This is a genomic window from Xanthomonas sp. Leaf148, assembly GCF_001423585.1.
GTDB lineage: Bacteria > Pseudomonadota > Gammaproteobacteria > Xanthomonadales > Xanthomonadaceae > Xanthomonas.
On sequence record NZ_LMOP01000010.1, the window covers coordinates 276,076 to 298,471 of the forward strand.

A 22,396-nucleotide genomic window follows, 5' to 3' on the forward strand; every position below is an offset into this window, starting at 1 on the left:
CGTCTGTCACATCTTCACAGATTCGGCTAGGCTGTCCGCGGCTCTAGGGGAGTGTCCGTTTTGCGCGGTCTACAATGGTGTCTGATTGCCTGCTGGCTGGTGGCCGGGGCAGGCTTGGCCGCGACGGCTGCGGCAGCGCCCTCCTCGGTATTGGTGCTCGGGCGGATCAGCGATGACCCCGCCACGCATTACGATCAACTCAAGCCACTGCTGGACTATGTGGTGCCGCGCATGCGCGAGGTGGGTATTCGTCGTGGCGAGATCCTGATGGCGCCGGATGCGCGCCAGATGTCCAGCTATTTGCGGCGTGGCCGGGTCGACTGGGTCAGCGAGACCACCGGTGCGGCGATGTTGCTGGAGCGGCGCGGCGGCGCGCACCCGTTGCTGATGACCGAACGTGGCGGCGTGCGCGAGTTCCACACGGTTTTTTTCGTGCGCCGCGACAGCCCGATCCAGTCGCTCACACAACTGCGCGGGCATAGCCTGGCATTGCAGACTGCGTCCTCCACCAGCGGTTATCTGGTGCCGATGCTGGAGCTGATGCGCAACGGCATCGCCTGCGACGTGCTGCTGTCGCCCGACGACCCTCAGGTGCCGGGCTCGGTGGGCTATCTGATGGTCGGCTCGAAATTGAATGTCGCTGCGTTCGTGCACAAGCGCCTGATCGATGCCGGGGCCTTCAGTAATCTCGATTGGGACGACGAGCGGCATCTGCCGCCGGTGTTCAAGCGCGATTTCCGTATCGTGTACCGCAGCGCGCCGGTGCCACGTGCAGTGGAAATGGTGCGCTCCGGTATGGACCCGGCAGTGGAGCGTCGCCTGCGCGTGGTGTTGCTGCAGGCAGCATCCGACCCGCAGGCCGGACCAGCGCTCAAGCGCTTTTTCGGCACCACCGCGTTTCACCCGCTGGATGGCGGTAGTCGCAGGCGTCTGGATGTGTTGAGCGCCGGCTTGCGGCACGTCAGGGATGAAATCGAATGAGCCAGGTGCGCTTCGGGTTGCAGGCACGTTTCCTGTTGGTCATGGCGCTGACCTTGCTGTTGGTCGGCGCGATCCTGGCGTCGCTGCTGCAGCGCCAGAGTGCGATGCAGCGCGAGGTGCGCGGGCTCAGCGCACAGATCCTGCACGAGCTGTTCGATCGCAGCCTGCGCACCCGCGGCGAGACGCTGGCGACCGAACTTGCCTCCGGCTTGGCCAATCCGCTGTATTACTCCGACCTGGGGGCGGTAGGCGCGCTGGTGCGCAATGCCTCGCGCCAGCAGGTGGTGACGTATGTGCTGGTGTTCGATCGGCGTGGCCTGCTGGTGCACGACGGCACGCCCAATCTGCAGCGCTACGGTCAGCGCATGGACGACCCTCTCGCGGCCAAGGCGGTGACCGCGCAGGCGATGCTGCTGCAATCCTCGCCCGAGGTGCTGGACGTGACGGTGCCGATCAAGATCGGCGATCAGCGCATCGGCGGGGTGCGCGTGGGCATGTCGCGCGAGCGGGTGCGCAAGATCGAGTCGGGCGCCAATCTGACCCTGGTGCAGAACCTCAATGCGATCGGCAAGCGCGATCTGGGCTGGTTGCTGGTGCTGCTGGCCGCGTTGGTGGCGCTGGGCGTGCTGCTGGCGATCTATGTACAACGCACGCTGGTGGCGCCGGTGCGGCTGTTGGCGGCGGCGGCGCGGCAGATCGAGCGCGGCGACTACGCCGTGCAATTGCCGCCGCATCCGCGTAACGACGAGATTGGCGAGCTGATTTCCGCATTCGGCCGCATGAGCGAAAGCATTGCCCGGCACGACCGTGAAGTGCGTCATATGGCCTACACCGATGCGCTGACCGGGCTGACCAACCGCCTGGGTTTTCGCGAAGGTCTGGACTACCTGCTCAATACCGCGCGCAGCAGCAATAGCAAGCTGGCGCTGCTGTTTGCCGATATCGACGACTTCAAGCGCGTCAACGATACGCTTGGTCATGAGGCGGGCGACGAGGCCTTGTTGCAGTTCGCCAGCCGGATCAGTCGCGCGGTTTCTGCGCTGGGTGGCGACGATGCGATCCTGGCGCGCTTCGGTGGCGACGAGTTCGTGATCCTGCTGCAAAGCGGCGATGTCACCCTGCTCGCTGCACAGCTGGCGGACCGCCTGGTGCATGAATTGAGCCGCCCGTTGAACGTGCAGGGCCGAGAAGTCTTCCTGGGCACCTCGATCGGCATCACGCTGTTCCCCGACGATGCCAACGATGCCACCGCGCTGCTGAAGAACGGCGACATCGCGATGTACCAGGCCAAGGTCGCTGGCAAGAACTGCCACCGCTTCTACAGCCGCGCGGCCGACCATGCGGTGGAGCGACGCGTGCATATGGAGCACGAGCTGCGCGGTGCCTGGGAGCGCGACGAGTTGCGGCTGGTGTATCAGCCGATCTACCGCACCAGCGACCGCCTGTTGGTGGGCGTGGAGGTGCTGCTGCGGTGGCAGCACCCGGCGCTGGGCACGATTGCGCCCTCCACCTTTATCGATATTGCCGAGCAGAGCGGGCTGATCGAGATGATCGGCCCCAAGGTGCTGCGCGCGGCCTGCCTGGAAGCGGCGCAGTGGCCGGAAGTGGGCGAGGGCCTGTTTATTTCAGTCAATGTGTCGCCGCGGCAGTTGCGCAGCGGCGACCTGATCGACACCGTGGCCGAGTGCCTGGCCGAGTCCGGGTTGCCGGCCGCGCGCCTGCATCTGGAACTGACCGAGACGGCGGTGATCGGCGACGAGATGATGGCTGCAAGCCTGCTCGATCAGCTGCACCGCACCGGTGTGAAGGTGTGGCTGGACGACTTCGGCACCGGTTTCTCCGGGTTGAGCCATCTGCGCCAGGTGCCGGTGGATGGGGTCAAGATCGACAAGAGCTTTATCGCCGACCTGCAGCGCGACCCGGACGATCTGGCGCTGACCACGGCCATCATCAACATGGCCCACTCGCTGGGAATTACGGTAGTCGCCGAAGGCATCGAGCAAGAGGCGCAGTTCAACCTGTTGCGCGAGCGCGGCTGTGATCTGGGGCAGGGCTACTGGTTCAGCAGGCCCTTGAGCCCGGCCGATATGGTCAAGCTGATCGCGGCGGGCTAAGCACCGTAGGAGCGCACCTGGGCGCGATTGGCGTTACCGGTGAGGCTTCGTCGCGCCCGGGTGCGCTCCTACGACGGGTTGTGTTTGGGCTGTGCAGTTACAGCGGCTGTTTGCCTGTGTCGCCGGGGACTTCGCGCAATCGGTATGGCACCGGATACCACCGTAGGAGCGCACCTGGGCGCGATGGGCTTTATCGGTAAGGCCCCCATCGCGCCCCGGTGCGCTCCTACGCTGCACTGCTTGAGTTGGTTGATTACAGCGGCCGTTTGCCGGTGTCGCCGGGGATTTCGCGTACCAGGCGCGGGACTAGATAGCCGGACAGGCGCGTGGCCAGTTCCGCATGCAGGGCGCGGGCGCGGGCGTCGTCCACTTCGAAATGCGCCACGCCCGCTACGCGATCGAGCTGATGCAAGTAGTAAGGCAGCACGCCGGCGGCAAAGCTGCGTTCGCTCAGCGCGGCCAGCGCGTTCACGCTGTCGTTGACGCCACGCAGCAGCACCGCCTGATTGAGCAGTTGCACACCGGCATCGCGCAAGGCGTGCATGGCGCTGTCCACGTCGGCATCGAATTCGTTGGCATGGTTGGCGTGGATCACAAACGCCACCGGCCACGGCAGGCTGCGCAGCCAGGCCAGCAGGGGCGTGTCGACGCGTGCGGGCAACACTACCGGCAGGCGGCTGTGGATGCGCAGCCGCTTGAGGTGTGGGATGGCGGCCAGGGCGTCGGTGAGTTCAACCAGTTTGGGCGTGGCCAGCGACAGCGGGTCGCCGCCGGATAGCAGCACTTCGTCGATGTCCGGGTCGGCAGCGATCGCCTCCACCGCCTCACGCCAGCCATCGCGCGCGGCGGTTTCTTCCGCATACGGGAAGTGGCGACGGAAGCAGTAGCGGCAGTGCACCGCGCAACTGCCGGTGGCGATCAGCAGGGCGCGGCCGCGGTATTTCTGGATCACCCCGGCTGCCGTCTTGGCGGCGGCATCGCCCACCGCATCCAGGCCGAAGCCCGGCACCGGCTGCATTTCTGCATCCAGCGGCAGCACCTGCCGTAGCAGCGGGTCGTCGAGGTCGCCGTGCCGCATCCGCGCCACGAAGGCCTGCGGGACGCGCAGCGGAAACTGCGCGGCCGCGTCTGCACTGATGCCGGCCGCTTGCGCGTCCAGGCCCAGCAGTTCCAGCAACGCGCGCGGGTCGCGCACGGCATCGCGCCACTGCTGCTGCCAGCGCGGCGGCTGCAGGGTGGAGGGCGGGGATGGCTGTAAGGCGACGGGGGCTGCGGTTATCATGTGCGGTCACAAAACCAATGCCCGCCGGTTGCGGCGGGCGCCCCATTCTAATCCGACCGGCCACCGTGTGGCGGGTCGTGGTCTTATCGAGGAGCTGCACCATGGCCACTGTTGGCATGAACGACGTCAAGAACGGCATGAAGATCCTGGTCAACAACGAACCGGCGGTCATCACCGAGACCGAATACGTCAAGCCGGGCAAGGGCCAGGCCTTCACCCGCATGAAGTACCGCTTCATCAGGTCCGGCCGCGTGGTCGAAATGACCATGAAGGCGACCGATGACCTGGAAGTGGCCGACGTGGTCGATACCGACATGCGTTACCTGTACAGCGATGGCGAGTACTGGCACTTCATGGACCCGGAAACCTTCGAGCAGGTGCAGACCGACAAGGCCGGCATGGGCGGCGCGGAAAAGTGGCTCAAGGGCGAAGAAGATTGCATCGTGACGTTGTGGAATTCCGCGCCGATCTGGGTGCAGCCGCCGAACTTCGTCGAGCTGAAGATCACCGAGACCGACCCGGGCGTGCGCGGCGATACCTCGGGCGGCGGCGGCAAGCCGGCCACGCTGGAAACCGGTGCGGTGGTGCGCGTGCCGTTGTTCGTCAATCAGGACGAAATCATCAAGGTCGATACGCGTTCGGGCGAATACTCGGCGCGCGTCAAGTAAGCCGGATGCGCCCGCGACGCCTGTCTGTTCGAGCGGTACGCAGTGCCGGTGTCCTGGTGGGGCTGTGGGCTGCGCTCGTAGCGTGCCCAGCCTTTGCGCAATCGGCCGACGCAACCTGCGACGCCGGTGACGTGGCCGCCGTTGCGGCCATTGCAACCTCCGGTGTCGTGGGCGGCGCTGCCGCCACGGTGCCGGTCGAGCGTGCAGTCGCCCAGACCTGCAAGCCGTGGCCGAACGATCCGGCCATCCGGCTGGCAGCAATCGCGTTTGCCGGCGACGCTCAGACCGTGGCTGGCGAGCGCGACCTTGAGTTGCGCGTGGCGATGCTCGATGCCGCCAGCGGTAAGGTGATGGCATTTTATGCGCAGGAAATGGGCGAGGACGCGGCCTTCGAACTCGCTGCCGACAGCCTGCGCCTGGATACGGCGCGCTATGACCTGGCCAAAGGCGTGCGCGCGATCGGCGTGGTGGTGCATAGCGCTGCGCGTGGGCCCAGCTGCCCGGATTTTTACAGCAATCAGGCATTGACCTTGCTGGTACGCGAGGGGCGCAACTTGCGCCCGGTGCTGCAACGCGATCTCTATGCCTGGCAACGTGTGGAAGGCGAGCCGTGCATGATGGGCAGGAGCGATGTCATCACCGAAGTCGCCAATCTGAGCCTGAGCATGGCGCCGCAGGCACATGCCGGCTATGCGGACATCGTGCTGACAGCCAACGTCGCTACCACGGAGAGCACCGCTGGCAGCGACACCGATACCGAACGCACCCGCCGCGTGCGCCAGGTGCTGCGCTACAACGGCCAGCGCTATGTGCCTGTGGCCGGTGGCGACCGCAGCTGGCCGTTCGACAACTAACCCTTTATGGATACGCTCATGACCAATGCTCCTCCCGAAGCGTGCGACCTGTTGATCGAAGCCGGTTACGTGGTGCCGATCGAACCGCATGCGGTGGTGCTCGAAGACCACGCGGTGGCGGTCAGCAACGGCGTCATCGTGGCGATCCTGCCGACTGCCGAAGCACGCGCCCGGTTTGCGCCGAAGCAAACCGTCTCGCGCCCGGAGGCGGCGCTGATGCCGGGTCTGGTCAATGCGCATACGCATAACCCGATGACCCTGCTGCGCGGCATTGCCGACGATCTGCCACTGATGGTGTGGCTGCAGCAGCACATCTGGCCGGTGGAAGCGGCGGTGATCGGGCCTGAGTTCGTGGCCGACGGCACCACGCTCGCCATCGCCGAGATGCTGCGCGGCGGTACCACCTGCGTCAACGAAAACTACTTCTTTGCCGATGTGCAGGCGGCGGTCTACAAGCAACACGGTTTCCGTGCGCTGGTCGGTGCGGTGATCATCGATTTCCCCACTGCGTGGGCATCGTCGGACGACGAATACTTCGCGCGGGCCGGCGAGCTGCACGACCAGTGGCGCGACGATCCGTTGATCGGCACTGCGTTCGCACCGCATGCGCCGTATACGGTGAATGACGCCAACTTCGAGCGCGTGCGCATGCTCGCCGATCAGCTGGACATGCCGGTGCATCTGCACACGCATGAAACTGTGCAGGAAGTGGCCGATTCGGTCAAACAATACGGCCAGCGCCCGCTGGCACGGCTGGATCGGTTGGGCCTGGTCAACGACCGCCTGATCGCCGTGCACATGACCCAGCTCACCGATGCAGAAATCCATCTGTGCGCCGAGCGCGGCGTCAGCGTGGTGCATTGCCCCGAGTCCAACCTCAAGCTGGCCTCGGGTTTCTGCCCGGCTTGCGCGCTGCAACGCGCAGGGGTGAATCTGGCCATCGGCACCGACGGCTGCGCCAGCAACAACGATCTGGATATGTTCAGCGAAAACCGCACTGCCGCGATCCTGGCCAAGGCCGTGGCCAACGATGCCACCGCGCTGGATGCGGCCACCACCTTGCGCGCGGCCACGTTGGGCGGCGCGCGTGCGTTGGGCTTCGGCGACAAGATTGGCTCGATCGAAATCGGCAAACAGGCCGATCTGGTCTGCGTGGATCTGTCTGCATTGGAGACCCAGCCGCTGCATCATGTGCTGTCGCAATTGATCTACGCCGCCGGCCGTCATCAGGTCACCGATGTGTGGATCGCCGGCAAGCCCAAGCTGGTGCAGCGCGAGTTGATCGACATGGATACCGCTGCCCTGGTCGCCAATGCGCGGCAATGGCGCGAACGCATCCGCACCGTCCGCGCCTGATCGCGCGTCATTGCATCCCGGAGTTCCGCATGAATCCCACGACCCAATCCACCTCCAGCAATTTTCATCAGTCCGAGCTAGACAAATTCGCCGCGCTGGCCAACCGCTGGTGGGACGCCGACGGCCCGCAGAAGCCGCTGCATGCGCTCAACCCGGTGCGTCTTGCGTACGTGTCCGCACGCCAGGAATTGGCCGGCGCACGGGTGCTGGATGTCGGCTGCGGTGGCGGCTTGCTCAGCGAGTCGATGGCGCGCCTGGGCGCGCAGGTCACCGCAATCGATCTGGCACCGGAGCTGGTGAAAGTCGCCCGGCTGCACAGCCTGGAATCGGGCGTGCAGGTGGATTACCGCGTGCAGTCGGTGGAAGACCTGGCAGCCGAGCAGCCGGGCAGTTTCGATGCGGTGACCTGCATGGAAATGCTCGAACACGTGCCGGACCCGACCGCGATCATCCGCGCCTGCGCCAGCCTGCTCAAGCCGGGCGGCAAGCTGTTCCTGTCCACGCTCAATCGCACGCCGGCCGCATTCGCGCTGGCGGTGGTCGGTGCCGAATACATCGCACGGCTGCTGCCCAAGGGCACGCACCACTACAAGGACTTCATCAAGCCATCGGAACTTGCGGCGTGGTTGCGCAGCGCCGAACTGCAGCTGCAAGACGTCAGCGGCATGCTGTACGAGCCGTGGCGCAATCGTGCGCGGCTGTCCTCGCGCACCGAGGTCAATTATCTGGCGTATGCGGTGAGGCCGTGACGGGCGGGAATTGGGGAGTCGGGATTCGGGATTGGGAAGGGCAGCTAACTGCGATCTTGATGTCTTTCGATTCCTGCCTTTCTGCTTGTCGTTGGTCGCGGTTGGTGGGCGCGTGAGTTTTCCGCGTGCGGCGTTGTTCGATCTGGATGGCACCTTGCTGGACAGTGCGCCGGATATGCTGGCCACGGTCAACGCAATGCTTGCGGCACGCGAGCGTGCGCCGATTGCGTTGGAGCAGCTGCGGCCGGTGGTGTCGAAAGGCGCGCGTGCGATGGTGGGTGTGGCCTTTGCCGAGCTCGATGACGCTGCGCGCACCGCCTTGGTGCCGGAGTTCCTGCGTCGCTACGAAGGCTTGATCGGGACCCAGTCGCAGCTGTTCGATGGTGTCGAAGCGCTGCTGTCGCGTCTGGAAGCGGCCGGCTGCATCTGGGGCGTGGTCACCAACAAGCCCGAATCTCTTGCACGCTTGATCCTGCCGCAACTGGGTTGGCAACAGCGCTGTGCCGTGTTGATCGGAGGCGATACCTTGCCCGAGCGCAAGCCGCATCCGCTGCCGTTGCTGACCGCCGCCGAACGCATCGGCGTTGCGCCTGCGCAGTGCGTCTACGTCGGCGACGACGAGCGCGACATTCTCGCGGCACGCGCGGCCAACATGCCGTCGGTGGCGGTGTTGTGGGGCTATCGCCTGCATGACGATGTGCCGGCGCGCTGGCAGGCCGATGTGCTGGTGGACCAGCCGCAGCTGCTGTGGAATCCGGCCACGTGGCCGCAGACCTGATTCTTTTGAACTTATTTCTGGACCCGCCATGAGCCAATCCAGCGCTCTCGACAGTTTTCTCGATAAGTGGCGAACCCGCTGGCCGGAGTGGTCGGTTGCCGAGCCGTTCGTTCCCGTAGCGCAGCGCCACCTGACCGCGGCTTGGTTCGCCTTGCTGCAGGAATGGGAGGACATCATGAATATCCCCGGCGACCCGTTGCCGGCCGACGCCAAGCTGGCGTGGTGGCAGCAGGAGTTGCGCGATTGGTCCAGTCAACGCTCGCGGCATCCGTTGGGACGCGTGCTGGAGCCGGTGCGCGCGCCGTGGGCGCAGTTGGCCGAGACCTTGCCGACCATGCAGGTCGTGCGCGCACAGCCGGCATCGCTGCAGCAGGCGCTGGACCAGTTACGGGCTTTTGCCGAGGCAGTGGTCGCTGTGGAAGCCGTGCTGTTTACGCGCACGGTGCCAAGCGATGCCACTGCGGTGTCGGTGCAATGGCTGGATGCGCGGCAACGCGTGGCCGGCGATAGCGCCGCGCCTGGCGGTGTCACCACGGTGGCCTGGCGCACGCAGCTGTTGCACGCATGGCCACGCAAGCCGGCCTTGGCACGGCCGCATCGGGTGTGGTCGCGCCTGGCGCGGTTGCGCTTGCAGCGCGAGCTGGGCGGCAAGGCGGCCTATCCACCGCCGGTGCAGCAGTTGTGGCATAGCTGGCGCGGGGCCAGCGGCGCTGACTGAGCGTAACTGAGTCGGCCGGATGGCCGTATCGTGCAAGCGCACTGGTGCGCCGCCGGCTGGCCAGATGCGTGCCAGTTGCATTGTTGGCTTTGAGCCGATGACTTGCTGCGATCGGTTGATCGCAGCAAGCGATGCATCAGTGTGTGACTGCTGTGCTGTAGCTCAGAACATTCGACTCAGATCGGCGAATCCGGCAGCACCGAGTGATAGGCAATGAAGGCGTCATTGCATTGCAGTGGCGCGCCCGGGCCGGGTTTGCCTTGCAGCTGCACATCGTTGGGCACCGATTCCGTCAGTTGATCGTAAAAGCTCACCGGGCCGCCCTTGAAAGTGAAGTGCGTCGCGCCCGGATTACTCGCAGGCCCACCGAAATGCGGCTGCGCGAAGCTGACCTTGCCACCTTCCAGCACGACATTGTCCAACGAGATGGTGATCGGCCGGGTGGTGCTGGCATCGCGGTATCCGTAGAAACTCAGTTCGCCGCCGCCCAATGTGGTCGAACCCAGCGAATGCACGTTACTGAGCGAAATGCCGTTGAACTGCGGGATCTTGTCGCGCGTCGCCGCATTGGCGTAATTGGCATCGAACACCAACGGGCGCGCAACCCCGCGCATGCAGATGTTTTCGAAACTGATGTCGTAGACCTGCCCGCCACGGGAGGCATCGGACTTAATGCGCAGGCCATTAGCCGAATACGGATCGCGCTGTACATCGTTGGCGTTGAAGCCGTCGATGCTCAACCCGCGCACGGCGATATGGCGCATGCCCGAATCGGTTTCGCTGCCGAGCGAGAACCCGTGGGTGTAGTAGAACTGGTTATAGGCGAACAGCATGTTTTCCGAGGCGATGCTGCGCTTGCTGTTGGCATGCGCCTTGATCGCCACGCCGTCGTCGCCGGTGCCGATGTAGGAGTACGCCAGCAGCACATTCTTCGACTGACCGGGGTCGAACCCGTCGGTGTTCTTGGCGGTTTCCGGCGTGAAGCAGGTAGCGTGCGGATTGACGTCCGGGGTGCTGCCGGCCGGGCATTGGTAGCCAGGGCGCGAATAGACCAGACTGGGTGCCAGGATCTTGATGCCCCACGCGGTCAGGCCCACCACGTTGTCGCTGATGACATGGAAATTGGGCGAGTTTTCCAGGGTAATGTCGTACAAGGTGACGTCGGTGCTGTTGTCGATCTGCAACAGACGCGGCACGTGCTGACTCAAGCCCTTGGTGACGTTGAGGTACGCAAGATCCCACCAGCTGGCCTTGCCGGCATTGGGCCCGGCCGTGAGCGTGCTGCCGCCGCGGCCGTCGATCTTGCCCGCACCGACGATGGCGCTCTTGGCCGCATCGGAGATGTGGATCAGCGGATTGCACGACTTGGCCTTGTCGCTGGTGGCGGTGCCGCAGGTGCCCAGGCCGTTGTCGTAGTCCTGCGGATTGCGCGAGCCGAACAAGGTGACGCCGCGGTCGATCCATAGCGTGACCCCGCTCTTGATGGTCAGCGGCCCACTGAGCAGGCCGGACTCGCCGGCATCGCCGGGGACCAGATGCACCGCGCTGCCGGCAGGGCAATCGTCGATGGCCGCCTGCAGGCGTGCGGTATCGCGCTTGGAGTGGGCGGGATCGGAATCCAGCGTGTCCAGCGAACCGGCCACCGGCACCAGCGCGGCCTTGAGCGTGGCGCAACTCTGCGTCGGCAAGCTCGGCTGCTGGACCACGCCCCACCGGGTGGAGATGCTGTGCGCGGTGTCTGGCACATCCTGCCCATGCGGTCGCGCCGCGTCGGCCTGGAAGGCCGTCATGCCGAACAAGGCGAGTGTGAGCGGCGCGATGGCTGGAAAGGGAAAGGTGGATTGCATGGGGAGTGCTCCGATGGGGCGCGGCGGTGCAATCTGCGCGCGGCATCGATACGTTGCATAACAACTGGATGACCATGCGGGGAGGCACAGTGCATGCAGTGCGGGTATCGATGTCGCCACGTCGATCGCTTAGGGGAGCCGTAAGCGTGGCGACTCGTGCCGGCTGCCGACGTCGGAGGGGCGAACTCGGCACCGCATCCCCGAAGCCAACCAACGCATTGCCTCATCCAGCAATGCGCCGCCATCAGTGGAGCGGAGACGTGCCAAACAACATCGCCTGCTGGCAGGCCGCATCACGCGGGTTGCCAACAGGCGACGAGTGCAGTGCTAAACGCAGGTTTTGCTGCGAGGCTGCTGGAGAGCGGCGCAGCTGTCCTGGCTAACGCTCAGTCGGCGGCGCCCGCACCGCTATTGCCGTGCTCGTAAAAGCGGTTTGCCGAATTGGTGCAGCTGCTGCTGCAATAAGGGCGGCTTGCGGTGGAGGCATTCCAGGGCGTGGTCTTGCGGATATGGCTGCCCAGCGTGGAGTTGCGCACCGTCACCTGACCATTGGGCGAGGTGCCGTTGACGTAAGCGCCCAGATTGCTGATGCCTTCGTCCCAGGCGCGGCCCAGATAGGTCTGGTTGTCGGGCGAACCGGACAGGCTGACAAAGGTGCTGTTGATGGCAAGAAAGCCGTACGCGCTGCCGGGACGCGTGCTGGGTGCAAAGATATAGCCGCCTCGGCTGGTTCCCAGGCGCGCGCCGGTGGAGCGGATGTTGGCAGTGTCGAACACGCCGACGCCGGAGCCGAAGATGAAATCCACATCGCCATCGATGGTGCTGTTCTTGAAATACGCACGAATGACATTGGCTGCATTTGTCGCACTGATCAGCAAGGTGTCCTGGTTGCCGGTCACCAGCACATCTTCGAAGCTCGCCTTGTCGCCGCGCACTGCCAGCGCGACAGCCGCCTGGTTGTTGTCCGCGTAGGTGCCTTCGACGTAATTGTTGTCCACACGCAGATGGCGTGCCTGGAAGTCGGCCGCGCGTACCGTCAGCGTGGCGCTGTTGGACGTTCCCACCGTGGCGGCCGAGGCATTGCTGGCACACGCATGGCTCGCCGTCCCGGTGGGCTTGGGCGTGGGGTTGGCATTGTTGAAGCGGATGATGGTGTCGGCCTTGGCCGCACCCAGCCCGAACAGGGTCAACGGCGGCGCATTGGTCGGCACGCAGACCAGTTCGGTGTAGGTGCCCGCCTTGATGCTGATGTAGCGACGCGTGGTGCCGCCTGCGGTCACTGCCGCATCGATCGCCGACTGCACGGTGCGGTAGCGCGTGGAGCCATCCGCGGCCACCGCATAGTCCGCGCTGAGCAAAGCCACGCCGGCAGTGGGATTCCAGTTGTCGGTGACCAATGCAGTGATCGGCCCGGCCTTGGCCAGCGCTTTGGCGATCGTATAAGTGCTTGCTTCGCTGCTGGTGAGCTGCGGACGTGAAGCGGTGCCGGTGAGTGCTGCCGCATCAACGCTGACAAGACTCAATAGTGCAGCGGCGATGCAGGTCGTGCGGATGTGCGAGACGGACATGGTGTGGCGCTCTTTTGGGAAGGGACGCATACAGACACGTGGGGGCGCCGCAGATGGTGTGCGCTGCGTGAGTCGTCGAGCGCGGTTGCCTGCGATGGAGCAGGCGTCGTGGTCGGGTTGGAGTTCACGTCGGTGCCGCCTGCGGTGCAGAGCGATGGTACTGCCGGGGTCGCTTGTTGGCGCCGGCGGCGCCAGGCAATGTGCAGGATGTGCGCTGTGGTCACGCTTTACACCAGCTGCAGGTCGCAACGCGCACCACTAGAGCGGCTCTCACAACGTAGCGAGCAGCCGTCAGATGGATGCGGGCGGCGCGAAGGAAACGGCGTGCAGGCGACGTCCCTGCCGTACCTTGCGCCGCTAGCGCCCGTCTGGTGGCTGCGCAGTCATGTTGTTAGCCGCTCCTAATCGCGTTGTCAGCCGCGCTTGGCCGCTGTCTCGATGCAGCTGCCTTACACCGATGCGTTGCCTGTGCGTCCTCACATGCCGTGGGCGTGCGGCCTTCCAGACTCAACGGCCCGCGTAAAAGCGCGTATGTCAGGAATCGAAATGGCAGATCCCAAAGAACTGCAGGAAAAATTCTGGAAGGCGTTGAAGTCCGACCGCACCGTGATGCTGGGCCTGGATGGCGTCGAAGACGGCCATGCGCGTCCGATGACCGCGCAGATCGAGGGCGACAGCGGTGGTCCGATCTGGTTTTTCACGTCCAAGGACAATGCCTTGATCGCAATGCTGGGGCAGGGCCGTCGCGTCATCGGCGCCTTCAGCAGCAAGGGCCATGATCTATTCGCCAGCATCAGCGGATCGCTGCGCGAGGACACCGACCCGGCAGTGATCGAGCGGTTGTGGAACCCGTACGTCGCAGCGTGGTACGAAGGCGGCAAGGACGATCCGAAGCTGGCGCTGCTGCGTCTGGACCCCGATCACGCGCAGATCTGGCTCAACGGCTCCAGTCTGCTCGCCGGCATCAAGGTGCTGTTCGGCGTCGACCCGAAGAAGGATTACCAGGACAAGGTAGCGGACGTTCCGCTGCGTTGACGGTTGCACACACACGCGGCCGTCAATGCCGCGTGTGTGTGCCGATTGCATCACCACGATTGCGCATCGGTACGCGACGACAGCGTTGGGATTTCGCTCGCACGGTCTTGTCGGGGTGGAACGCTTGGGTAGGGGCGGCCCGCGCGCCTGCCAGCCGTGCTGCATGCGCCGCACTGATCTGCGCTTCACCACGGCAGAACACCGAGCAGCGCGATGATCAACCACCACGGCACAGCGCGCTTGCGCCGGTGCTTCATGAGGAGAGTGACATGCAGCAGATCGAGATCGGCCAGATGGTATTCCTGCGCGACGGCGAAGTTGGTGTTGGCGCGGTGCGCGATATCCGCAACGATGGCGCCGAGCTGGTGATCAATATCGAGAACGGCGGCGATTTCGTCCTGCCGGTGTCGGTGGTGCGCGATGTGCATTCTGGCAAGGTGTTATTGGATGTGGATCGGTTGCCAGAGGATGTGCGCAATGCGCTGCGTCATGTGCATGACAGCGAGCTGCAGACCAGCACGTATGCTGCAAGCAATCCGCAGGATGGTGCGCTGAGGTAGACCTCCTGTAGATCCATGATTGCGTTATCGCGCGCTTGCGGCCTTGCGCTTGCCAGGCGACGTGCTTTACGTAACGCATGCTGCATCGCGAACTGTGAACCGCCTCGCGCACTGTTCGGCCAAGCGAGCGACCGGTCGGCATGGTGACTTCCGGGGGGGGGGCGGCGAGAGCTCGGCTAACGTTTACCGTCGGACTTCACCGTCTCTGGATCCGACATGAAACTCGCAGGTCTGGCCATTGTCTTGTCGTTTCTTGTTGCGTTCGATGCGGTCGCATTCGATGCGCCAGCTGCATCTGGCGCGGACGACGAACGCGAGGTTCGAAACGCCGACACGCTGTTCTGGGACGCGTACAACGCCTGCGACATGCGTCGCATCGGCGAGCTGGTCACCGCAGACATCGAGTTCTATCACGACAAGACCGGACTCACGACCTCGCGGGCTGCCGTGGTCGATTCTTTGCGCAACGGACCTTGTGCCGATCAGATATCGCGACTGCGACGCGCGCTGATCGATGAAAGCCTGGCGTTAACGGCGTCGTCAGTGAGCGGGCGCTGCGCGAAAAATAGCGCATTGCAGGCGCCAGCCGCGCTATCGCATCGACCGGCCTGCAATGATCGCGTATTGCATCTTGCAGGCGGCGGCAAGCGGGCTAGCAAGTACTTGTCATGGGTGAGTCGCCTTGTTGACGACCCATCTCCGATCCATCGGCCAGAGCGTCATGCATCCGGCAACAGGAACGTGCGCGGCACCGCATCGGCAGGCCCCGCCGACGGCAACGCCGGTTGCTCCGCTTCGTCCTTGAGTTGCACACCGGACAACTGACGGCGGAACGCTTCGCGCAACAGATATGCCAGCTTGTGCGTGGCTTCTGCGTAACTCAGTCCTTCGGCACGGATGTTGGAGATGCAATTGCGTGCGGCATCGGTCAAGCCGACGCGTGGCGTGTAGGTGAGATACAGGCCGAGACTGTCGGGCGAACTCAGCCCCGGCCTTTCGCCGATCAAGACGATCACCACGCGTGCCTTGAGCAGTTCGCCGACCTCGTCGCCTATCGCGACGCGCCCTTGTGCAACCAACACCACCGGCGCCAGCGACCAGGCTTCATGTGCAGCCAGGGCATCGATCTGTTCGAGCATGTGCGCCGCGTGCCGATGCACGGCCAGCGCCGAGAGCCCGTCGGCAACCACCACGGCGACATCATGCCCGCCGCCATGCACAGCGGTGAGCCCGCGCAGGTGCGTGGCAGCGTCGTCGGCCAGGCGGCGGCCCAGATCCGGGCGTTGCAGATAGGCATGCCGGTCCACCGCAGCGCTGTGCAACAGAATGCTGCTGCGCCCACGTTGTTCCAGTGTGGCCTGCAATGGTGCCGGGTCGAATGCCAGATGCACCGCATCGCGTGCCTGTGCATGCGCGAGCTGGAAATCCAGGTGCGCGGCAGTGGGCAGACTGGTGCCGACCCGCCCGAGTGCGATGCGCGCAGGGGTGAGCCGACGCAGTTGCGCCCAGGCATCGTGCGGGGGTGTCGTCGGGCTGCTCATTGCGGCGACTCGGTGGGGAAGTGCGACAGCGCACGGCGAAACGCTGCGGGTACCTCGTTGCCCAGTTCAAACCGCCCATCGGCGTGTAGCCGCAGAATGCCTTGCTGGTCCAGCCATCGCTCGAATTCGGGCGCCGCACGCAGGCCAAGTGCCTGACGCGCATACAGCGCATCGTGGAAAGAGGTTGTCTGGTAATTCAGCATCACATCGTCCGAGCCGGGAATCCCCATGATGAAGTTGATGCCGGCGGTACCGAGCAGGGTCAGCAACATATCCATATCGTCCTGGTCGGCTTCGGCATGGTTGGTGTAGCAGATATCGCAGCCCATCGGCACGCCAAGCAATTTGCCGCAGAAATGATCCTCCAGCCCCGCACGAATGATCTGCTTGCCGTCGTAGAGATACTCCGGGCCGATGAAGCCGACCACCGTGTTCACCAGCAGCGGCTTGAACTGTCGTGCCACCGCATAGGCGCGCACTTCGCAGGTCTGTTGATCCACGCCATGATGTGCGTTGGCCGACAGCGCGCTGCCCTGGCCAGTTTCGAAATACATCACGTTGTCGCCAACGCTGCCGCGCCGCAAGGACAGCCCCGCCTCGTAGCCCTCCTGCAGTACCGCCAGGTTGATGCCGAAGCTGGCATTCGCAGCCTCTGTGCCTGCGATGGACTGGAACACAAGGTCCACCGGCACGCCGCGATTGATGGCCTCGATGGTGGTGGTGATATGCGCCAGCACGCACGACTGCGTGGGGATCTGGTAGCCGGTGATCACCGCATCAAGCATGCGCAACAACGTGGTGGTGGCTGCCAGACTATCGCTGGCCGGATTGATGCCGATCACCGCATCGCCATTGCCGTACAACAATCCGTCGAGCACGCTGGCGGCAATGCCGGTGGCATCGTCGGTGGGATGATTGGGTTGCAGGCGCGTGGATAGCCGCCCACGCAGCCCCAAGGTATTGCGAAAGCGCGTGACGACGCGGATCTTTTGCGCGACCAGGATCAGGTCCTGCACCCGCATCAGCTTGGACACTGCGGCCACCATTTCCGGGGTCAGGCCGGGGGCCAGCGCGGCCAGTGCGGCTTCATCGGCCTGCGCGCTCAGCAACCAATCGCGAAACCCGCCGACGGTGAGGTGCGCCACTGCAGCGAATGCATGCGCGTCGTGCTGGTCGACGATCAGCCGGGTGACTTCATCGGTTTCATACGGCACCACGGCTTCATCAAGGAAATGCCGCAACGGCAGGTCTGCCAGCGCCATCTGCGCCGCGACGCGCTGCAGCTCGGAATCGGCCGCAAGCCCCGCCAGTTGATCGCCCGAACGTGCCGGCGTCGCCTTGGCCAGCAATGTTTTGAGATCGGCAAACTGGAACCGCTCGCCGCCGGCCGTAAACGCAAAGCCGCTCATCTGCCGCTGGCCACGGTGGGCGTCTGGCTGCGCAGGCTCAGCACGCAACACAGCGCGCCAAACATCAGCAGGCCGACAAAGATCAACGCCACGATCGGGTTGAACCACACCATCGCCACCAGACAGACCAACGCGAGCAACAGCGCAATCGCCGGCACCACCGGATACCCGGGTGCGCGGAAGCTGCGCTCCAGCCCAGGTTCAGTGCGTCGCAGCTTGAACAAACTGAGCATGCTCATGACATACATCACGATGGCGCCGAACACTGACATGGTGATCATTGCCGCCGTCAGCGACATGCCCTGAATCTTCACCACGCTGTCGCTGCAGATTGCGGCAATGCCGATCGCGCCGCCGGCCAGAATCGCGCGGTGCGGCGTACGAAAGCGCGACAACTTGGCCAGCCCGTGCGGTAAAAAGCCGGCACGCGCCAACGCGAAAAATTGCCGCGAATAGCCCAGGATAATGCCGTGGAAGCTGGCCACAAGCCCGAACAAGCCGATCCACACCAGCATGTGCAACCAGGTCGAACTGTTGCCGACCACGGCCTTCATCGCCTGCGGTAGCGGGTCGTTGATGTTGGATAGCTGGCGCCAGTCGCCCACGCCGCCGGCAAACACCATCACGCCCAGCGCCAACACCACCAAGGTGAGAATGCCGGCGATGTAGGCGCGCGGGATCGTGCGTTTGGGGTCCTTGGCCTCCTCGGCCGCCATCGCTGCGCCTTCGATTGCCAGAAAAAACCAGATCGCAAACGGAATCGCCGCAAAGATGCCGGAGATGGCGGCCGGGCCGAACACGTCGCTGCCGGCCCAGCCATTGGCGGCGAAGCGCGCCACGCTGAAACCCGGCGCTACCACGCCCATGAAGACCAGCAGTTCGATCACTGCCAGCAAGGTAACGATCAGCTCGAAGGCAGCCGCAATCGCCACGCCGACAATGTTCAAGCTCATGAAGATCACATACGCACCGATGGCGGCGATGCGCGGGTCCAGCGTGGGGAACTGCACATTCAGATATGCACCGATCGCCATCGCGATGGCCGGTGGCGCGAACACGAATTCGATCAACGTGGCCAGGCCGGCCAGCATCCCGCCATAGGTGCCGAACGCGCGCAGGCTGTAGGCGAATGGCCCGCCTGCGTTTGGAATGGCCGTGGTCAGCTCGGTAAAGCTGAAGATGAAACAGGTGTACATCACCGCGACCAGCACGGTGGTAACCAGAAATCCCAGCGTGCCGGCGGTGCCCCAGCCGTAACTCCAGCCGAAGTATTCGCCGGAGATCACCAGCCCCACCGCAATGCCCCACAGCTGCCAGGTGCCGAGGGTGGGCTTGAGTTGCTCGTTGCGCATGTCGCACATCTCCTGCAGTCGGGGGAGGGGAGACGAAGCACGTCGGTTGCAAGGGCGTGATCGCCAGCTCTGACTGACCGTCGCTGGCCGATCCGCCGCTGTCATCGGCGATGATCGACGTTCGTCCGGTTATACCCCAAAGCCCGGCGACGGACACAAGCGCAGCGGGTAGGTGTGGCGGAACGTGGTGGCGTTCCAATTCGATCAATCGACAAGTGGGTGGAATCGCCGACAGGCCTCTGTGCGGCTGCAATCGCTGAACGCCCCTCTCCCCTCGGGAGAGGGGTTGGGGTGAGGGTACAGTTACTCAGTTAACCAGCCGCCGCACCATCATCCGGCGCTACGCGCCCCCTTCTCCCGGAGGGAGAAGGGAGGTGTCCACGAGTGGCTGTGAGTGCGCACGGGTTGAGCGCTTGATGCGCAAATGCTGGCATTGCCACAGCCCACGGCCCACGCATTCGATCAATCAACACTTGTGTGGACTCGCCGAGGGTCCGCTTCGCTGCCGGCAAGTGAACGCCCCTCTCCCCTCGGGAGAGGGGTTGGGGTGAGGGTACGGTTACTCAGTTAACCAGCCGCCGCCGCACCCTCATCCGGCGCTGCGCGCCACCTTCTCCCGGAGGGAGAAGAGAGGTGTCCACGAGTGGCTGTGAGCGTGCACGGGTTGAGCGCTTGATGCGCAAATGCTGGCATCGCCACAGCCCACGCATTCGGTCAATCAACACTTGTGTGGATTCGTCGAGGGCCCGCTTCGCTGCCGGCAAGTGAAAGCCCCTCTCCCCACGGGAGAGGGGTTGGGGTGAGGGTACGGTTACGCAGTTAACCACCCGCCGCCGCACCCTCATCCGGCGCTGCGCGCCACCTTCTCCCGATGGGAGAAGGGAAAAGCCGCCCACCTGGAGTTACTTCCCGCGCTGAAGCACCAGTAGTGGATCGATACGCACATCGAACCGCTCCGCAGAGATATCTGGCTGCCAGCATGACCACCGCGCCGCTGCGCGCGAGTGTTCCAACAGCCAGCAGAGCTACTTCCCGCGCTCAAGCACCAACAATGGGTCGATACGCACATCGAACCAATTCATCCCCCAATGCAGATGCGGCCCGGTCGCACGTCCCGTCGCCCCCACCGCTGCAATCACCTGGCCCTGTTCCACGCGATCGCCCACTTTGACGTCGATACGCGACAGATGCAGAAAGTTTGAGCTGATGCCGAAGCCGTGATCGAGCAGGACCGTGCCACCGGTCAGATACAGATCCGGCGCGGCAAACGTGACCACGCCCGCAGCCGGGGCCTTCACCGGCGTACCGGTCGGCACGGCGATGTCCATGCCAGAGTGACCGGCGCCGGGCTGGCCGTTGTACACGCGCGCATTGCCAAAGCGCCCACTGATACGGCCCTGCACTGGCCAGATAAAGGGCTGCGCAAAATCCGTGCGTGCATCGTCGCGATCACGCGCGGCGGTGACCTGCGCTTGCTCGCGCTTGATGCGCTCGGCAATGGCCGCAGGCGGGTTCACCGTCTTGGGCGGCACGCCGTTGACGCGCTCGGTTGGCCAATCGCGCGGCGTCACCGCGATGCTGCTGGTGCGCTGGGTGCCATCGGGCAAGGTGATTTGCACCTGCAGCGGGCCGGTCGCGTCGCGGCCGATGCCGAACACCACGCTGCCGTAGCCACTGACGCGCAAGGTGCGCCCCGCATATTGCACGGTGCTGCCGGCAGGCACCTTGCCGATCACCATCGCCCCTTGCGAGGCGTTGGCCGGGAACACCACGCCAGCTTCGCTTGTGGCCTGCGCCTGCACTGCGCCCGCACTCAGCATGGCCGGCGCCAACGCCAGCCATGCACCAACCAGTGCTGCGCGCATCAGCGGTCGAAGGTCAGGCGCTGGCCAGCGGCACTGCCGACCAACTGCTCGCCGTCCCACACCTGCTGCCCGTTGACCCAGGTCGCGGCAATGCGCGAGCGGAACGTGGTGCCCTCGAACGGCGACCAGCCGCATTTGGACAGCACTTGCTCGCGCTTCACGGTGAACGGGGTGTTGTCGATCATCACCAGATCGGCGAAGTAGCCTTCGCGCAGAAAGCCGCGCTCTTCCACATCAAACAACTGCGCCGGTGCATGCGCGAACTTCTGCACGATACGGGTGATCGGCAGCTTGCCTTCATGCACCAGCTCCAGCGCGGCGACCAGCGCGTACTGCACCAGCGGCAGCCCGGACGGCGCCTGCGCATAGGGTTTCTGCTTCTCTTCCCAGGTATGCGGGGCGTGGTCGGTGGCGAGCACGTCGATGACGTCTTCGGCCAGCGCTTCGATCAGGGCCAGGCGGTCGTCGGCGTCCTTGATCGCGGGGTTGCACTTGATCAGGTTGCCCAGCCGCGCGTAATCGCTGCGGTCGAAGCGCAAGAAGTGGATGCAGGTCTCGGCGGTGATGCGCTTGCGCAGCTTGCCGTCGGCGTCCACCAGCGGGCCGGCTTCGAACAGCCCCAGCTCGTCTGCGGTGGAGATATGCAGCACATGCAGACGGGTGTTGTGCTTGCGCGCCAGCGACACGGCCAGCTGCGACGACTTCAGGCAGGCCTGCCGCGAACGGATGTCCGGGTGCATGTCCGGGGTCAGCGCATCGCCGTACTTTTCCTTGTACTGCGCCATCGTCGCGTCGATGGTCGGGGTGTCTTCGCAATGGGTGATGATCGGCGTCGGCGCGTCGCGGAAGATCGCGTCCAACGTCTCGGGGTTATCGACCAGCATGTTGCCGGTAGAGGCGCCCATGAACACCTTGATGCCCGGCGCGGTCTTGGGGTCCAGCGACTGGATCGCGGCCAGGTTGTCGTTGCTGGCGCCCATGTAGAAGCCGTAGTTGGCCCAGGCGCGTCCGGCCGCAGCGTCGTACTTGGACTGCAGCGCGGTCGCGTCCAGCGTGGGCGGGTTGGTGTTGGGCATGTCCATGAAGCTGGTCAGCCCGCCGGCCACGGCGGCGCCGGATTCGGTGGCGATGTCGCCCTTGTGGGTCAGGCCCGGCTCGCGGAAGTGCACCTGGTCGTCGATCATGCCCGGCAGCACCCAGCGCCCGGCCGCGTCCACCACGGTGTCGCCGGCGGCAGGCGTGATCTTGCTGTCGATCTTGGCGATGCGACCGCCCTCGATCAGGAGATCGGCGTCGAACTCCTTGCCTTCGTTGACCAGGCGGGCGTTGATGATGACGGTTCGGCTCATGGATGAGGTCCTTTGCAACTGCAGGAAGAAGAGGGGGGAGGGGCGGCGGACGCGGATGCGTCGGGCACCGGATCGAAGCCGCCCGGATGGAAGGGATGACAGCGGCCGAGCCGGCGCGCAGCCAGCCAACTCCCGCGTAGCGGGCCGAAGCGGCCGATGGCGGTCATCGCATACTCCGAGCAACTGGGCGCAAAACGGCAGCGCGGCCCGAGCAGCGGGCTGATGAACAGCTTGTAGAAGCGCAACAGCGCGATGAGCAGGCGTCCGATCACTTGCCAATCATATGCCACTTGCATTAATAGGTGGTTGCCGGGGGTCAGCGGGGTACGTTATAAAGGCCCGCTTTCCCGGGCCCCGGGGGAACCAAGGA

Annotated in this window: 20 protein-coding genes and 1 other RNA gene; 11 read left to right on the forward strand and 10 right to left on the reverse strand. The window is 64.7% G+C overall.

From position 1 onward, the window contains the following. Positions 1-51 precede the first annotated feature (51 nt). Together ASF90_RS15370 and ASF90_RS15375 are read left to right on the forward strand one after the other, a co-directional pair. Entirely contained in the window at positions 52-981 is a 930-nt protein-coding gene (locus ASF90_RS15370) for a phosphate/phosphite/phosphonate ABC transporter substrate-binding protein (RefSeq protein ID WP_055851989.1), read from the forward strand. After that, positions 978-3,095 (forward strand): EAL domain-containing protein, encoded by a 2,118-nt coding sequence (locus tag ASF90_RS15375; protein WP_055851992.1) that lies wholly within the window; start codon positions 978-980, stop codon positions 3,093-3,095. The genes ASF90_RS15370 and ASF90_RS15375 overlap by 4 nt, the downstream gene beginning before the upstream one ends. A 253-nt stretch (positions 3,096-3,348) precedes the next feature. On the opposite strand, the gene epmB is transcribed toward ASF90_RS15375, so the two are convergent. Continuing rightward, entirely contained in the window at positions 3,349-4,377 is a 1,029-nt protein-coding gene (gene epmB, locus ASF90_RS15380; protein ID WP_055851996.1) for an EF-P beta-lysylation protein EpmB, read from the reverse strand. A gap of 101 nt (positions 4,378-4,478) precedes the next feature. Between epmB and efp the strand changes: the two genes are divergently transcribed. The 6 genes from efp to ASF90_RS15410 all read left to right on the forward strand — a co-directional run bounded on the left by efp (position 4,479) and on the right by ASF90_RS15410 (position 9,500). Beyond that, positions 4,479-5,045 carry an elongation factor P gene (gene efp, locus ASF90_RS15385; RefSeq protein ID WP_055851998.1) on the forward strand — a complete coding sequence of 189 codons (567 nt, stop codon included), beginning with the start codon at positions 4,479-4,481 and terminating at the stop codon, positions 5,043-5,045. Between the two features lie 5 nt (positions 5,046-5,050). Then, complete coding sequence (locus ASF90_RS15390; RefSeq protein WP_055852001.1) at positions 5,051-5,899, forward strand: hypothetical protein; 849 nt, start codon at positions 5,051-5,053, stop codon at positions 5,897-5,899. A gap of 18 nt (positions 5,900-5,917) precedes the next feature. Further along, positions 5,918-7,255 carry a TRZ/ATZ family hydrolase gene (locus tag ASF90_RS15395; protein ID WP_055852004.1) on the forward strand — a complete coding sequence of 446 codons (1,338 nt, stop codon included), beginning with the start codon at positions 5,918-5,920 and terminating at the stop codon, positions 7,253-7,255. 29 nt (positions 7,256-7,284) lie between these two features. Beyond that, complete coding sequence (ubiG, locus tag ASF90_RS15400) at positions 7,285-8,004, forward strand: bifunctional 2-polyprenyl-6-hydroxyphenol methylase/3-demethylubiquinol 3-O-methyltransferase UbiG (RefSeq protein ID WP_055852321.1); 720 nt, start codon at positions 7,285-7,287, stop codon at positions 8,002-8,004. 112 nt (positions 8,005-8,116) lie between these two features. Further along, entirely contained in the window at positions 8,117-8,782 is a 666-nt protein-coding gene (locus ASF90_RS15405; protein WP_115560267.1) for a phosphoglycolate phosphatase, read from the forward strand. A gap of 28 nt (positions 8,783-8,810) precedes the next feature. Beyond that, a complete protein-coding gene (locus tag ASF90_RS15410) occupies positions 8,811-9,500 on the forward strand; it encodes a hypothetical protein (RefSeq protein ID WP_055852011.1) in 690 nt (229 codons plus the stop codon). Positions 9,501-9,676: 176 nt separating this feature from the next. Here the strand turns inward: ASF90_RS15410 and ASF90_RS15415 are convergent, their stop codons facing one another. From ASF90_RS15415 to ASF90_RS22580, 3 genes are all read right to left on the reverse strand, one after another. Further along, positions 9,677-11,347, reverse strand: coding sequence for a glycoside hydrolase family 28 protein (locus ASF90_RS15415; RefSeq protein ID WP_055852014.1), 1,671 nt, complete (start codon positions 11,345-11,347; stop codon positions 9,677-9,679). A 386-nt stretch (positions 11,348-11,733) separates the two neighbouring features. After that, the gene (locus tag ASF90_RS15420) at positions 11,734-12,915 is read right to left on the reverse strand and encodes a putative acyl-CoA thioester hydrolase (RefSeq protein WP_055852017.1); all 1,182 of its coding nucleotides are present in this window, start codon (positions 12,913-12,915) and stop codon (positions 11,734-11,736) included. 265 nt (positions 12,916-13,180) lie between these two features. Next, positions 13,181-13,256: non-coding RNA, sX9 sRNA (locus tag ASF90_RS22580), on the reverse strand. 190 nt (positions 13,257-13,446) lie between these two features. Here ASF90_RS22580 and ASF90_RS15425 point away from each other — a divergent pair. From ASF90_RS15425 to ASF90_RS22585, 3 genes are all read left to right on the forward strand, one after another. Next, positions 13,447-13,950, forward strand: coding sequence for a pyridoxamine 5'-phosphate oxidase family protein (locus ASF90_RS15425; protein WP_193552451.1), 504 nt, complete (start codon positions 13,447-13,449; stop codon positions 13,948-13,950). A gap of 269 nt (positions 13,951-14,219) precedes the next feature. Then, entirely contained in the window at positions 14,220-14,510 is a 291-nt protein-coding gene (locus ASF90_RS15430; RefSeq protein WP_055852024.1) for a hypothetical protein, read from the forward strand. Between the two features lie 216 nt (positions 14,511-14,726). Then, entirely contained in the window at positions 14,727-15,335 is a 609-nt protein-coding gene (locus ASF90_RS22585) for a nuclear transport factor 2 family protein (protein WP_082473569.1), read from the forward strand. On the opposite strand, the gene eutC is transcribed toward ASF90_RS22585, so the two are convergent. From eutC to yidD, 6 genes are all read right to left on the reverse strand, one after another. Beyond that, a complete protein-coding gene (gene eutC, locus ASF90_RS15435) occupies positions 15,230-16,051 on the reverse strand; it encodes an ethanolamine ammonia-lyase subunit EutC (RefSeq protein WP_055852026.1) in 822 nt (273 codons plus the stop codon). The genes ASF90_RS22585 and eutC overlap by 106 nt on opposite strands. Next, positions 16,048-17,460, reverse strand: coding sequence for an ethanolamine ammonia-lyase subunit EutB (locus tag ASF90_RS15440; RefSeq protein WP_055852029.1), 1,413 nt, complete (start codon positions 17,458-17,460; stop codon positions 16,048-16,050). Before ASF90_RS15440 ends, eutC begins: the two co-directional genes overlap by 4 nt. Then, positions 17,457-18,821 (reverse strand): ethanolamine permease, encoded by a 1,365-nt coding sequence (eat, locus tag ASF90_RS15445; RefSeq protein WP_055852033.1) that lies wholly within the window; start codon positions 18,819-18,821, stop codon positions 17,457-17,459. The genes ASF90_RS15440 and eat overlap by 4 nt, the downstream gene beginning before the upstream one ends. A gap of 1,016 nt (positions 18,822-19,837) precedes the next feature. Then, positions 19,838-20,677: a M23 family metallopeptidase gene (locus tag ASF90_RS15450; RefSeq protein WP_055852036.1), complete on the reverse strand. Its 840-nt coding sequence runs from the start codon at positions 20,675-20,677 to the stop codon at positions 19,838-19,840. Further along, entirely contained in the window at positions 20,677-22,026 is a 1,350-nt protein-coding gene (locus tag ASF90_RS15455) for a dihydroorotase (protein WP_055852038.1), read from the reverse strand. The genes ASF90_RS15450 and ASF90_RS15455 overlap by 1 nt, the downstream gene beginning before the upstream one ends. After that, positions 22,023-22,322, reverse strand: coding sequence for a membrane protein insertion efficiency factor YidD (gene yidD / locus ASF90_RS22590; protein ID WP_082473570.1), 300 nt, complete (start codon positions 22,320-22,322; stop codon positions 22,023-22,025). Before yidD ends, ASF90_RS15455 begins: the two co-directional genes overlap by 4 nt. Between the last annotated feature and the right edge of the window lie 74 nt (positions 22,323-22,396).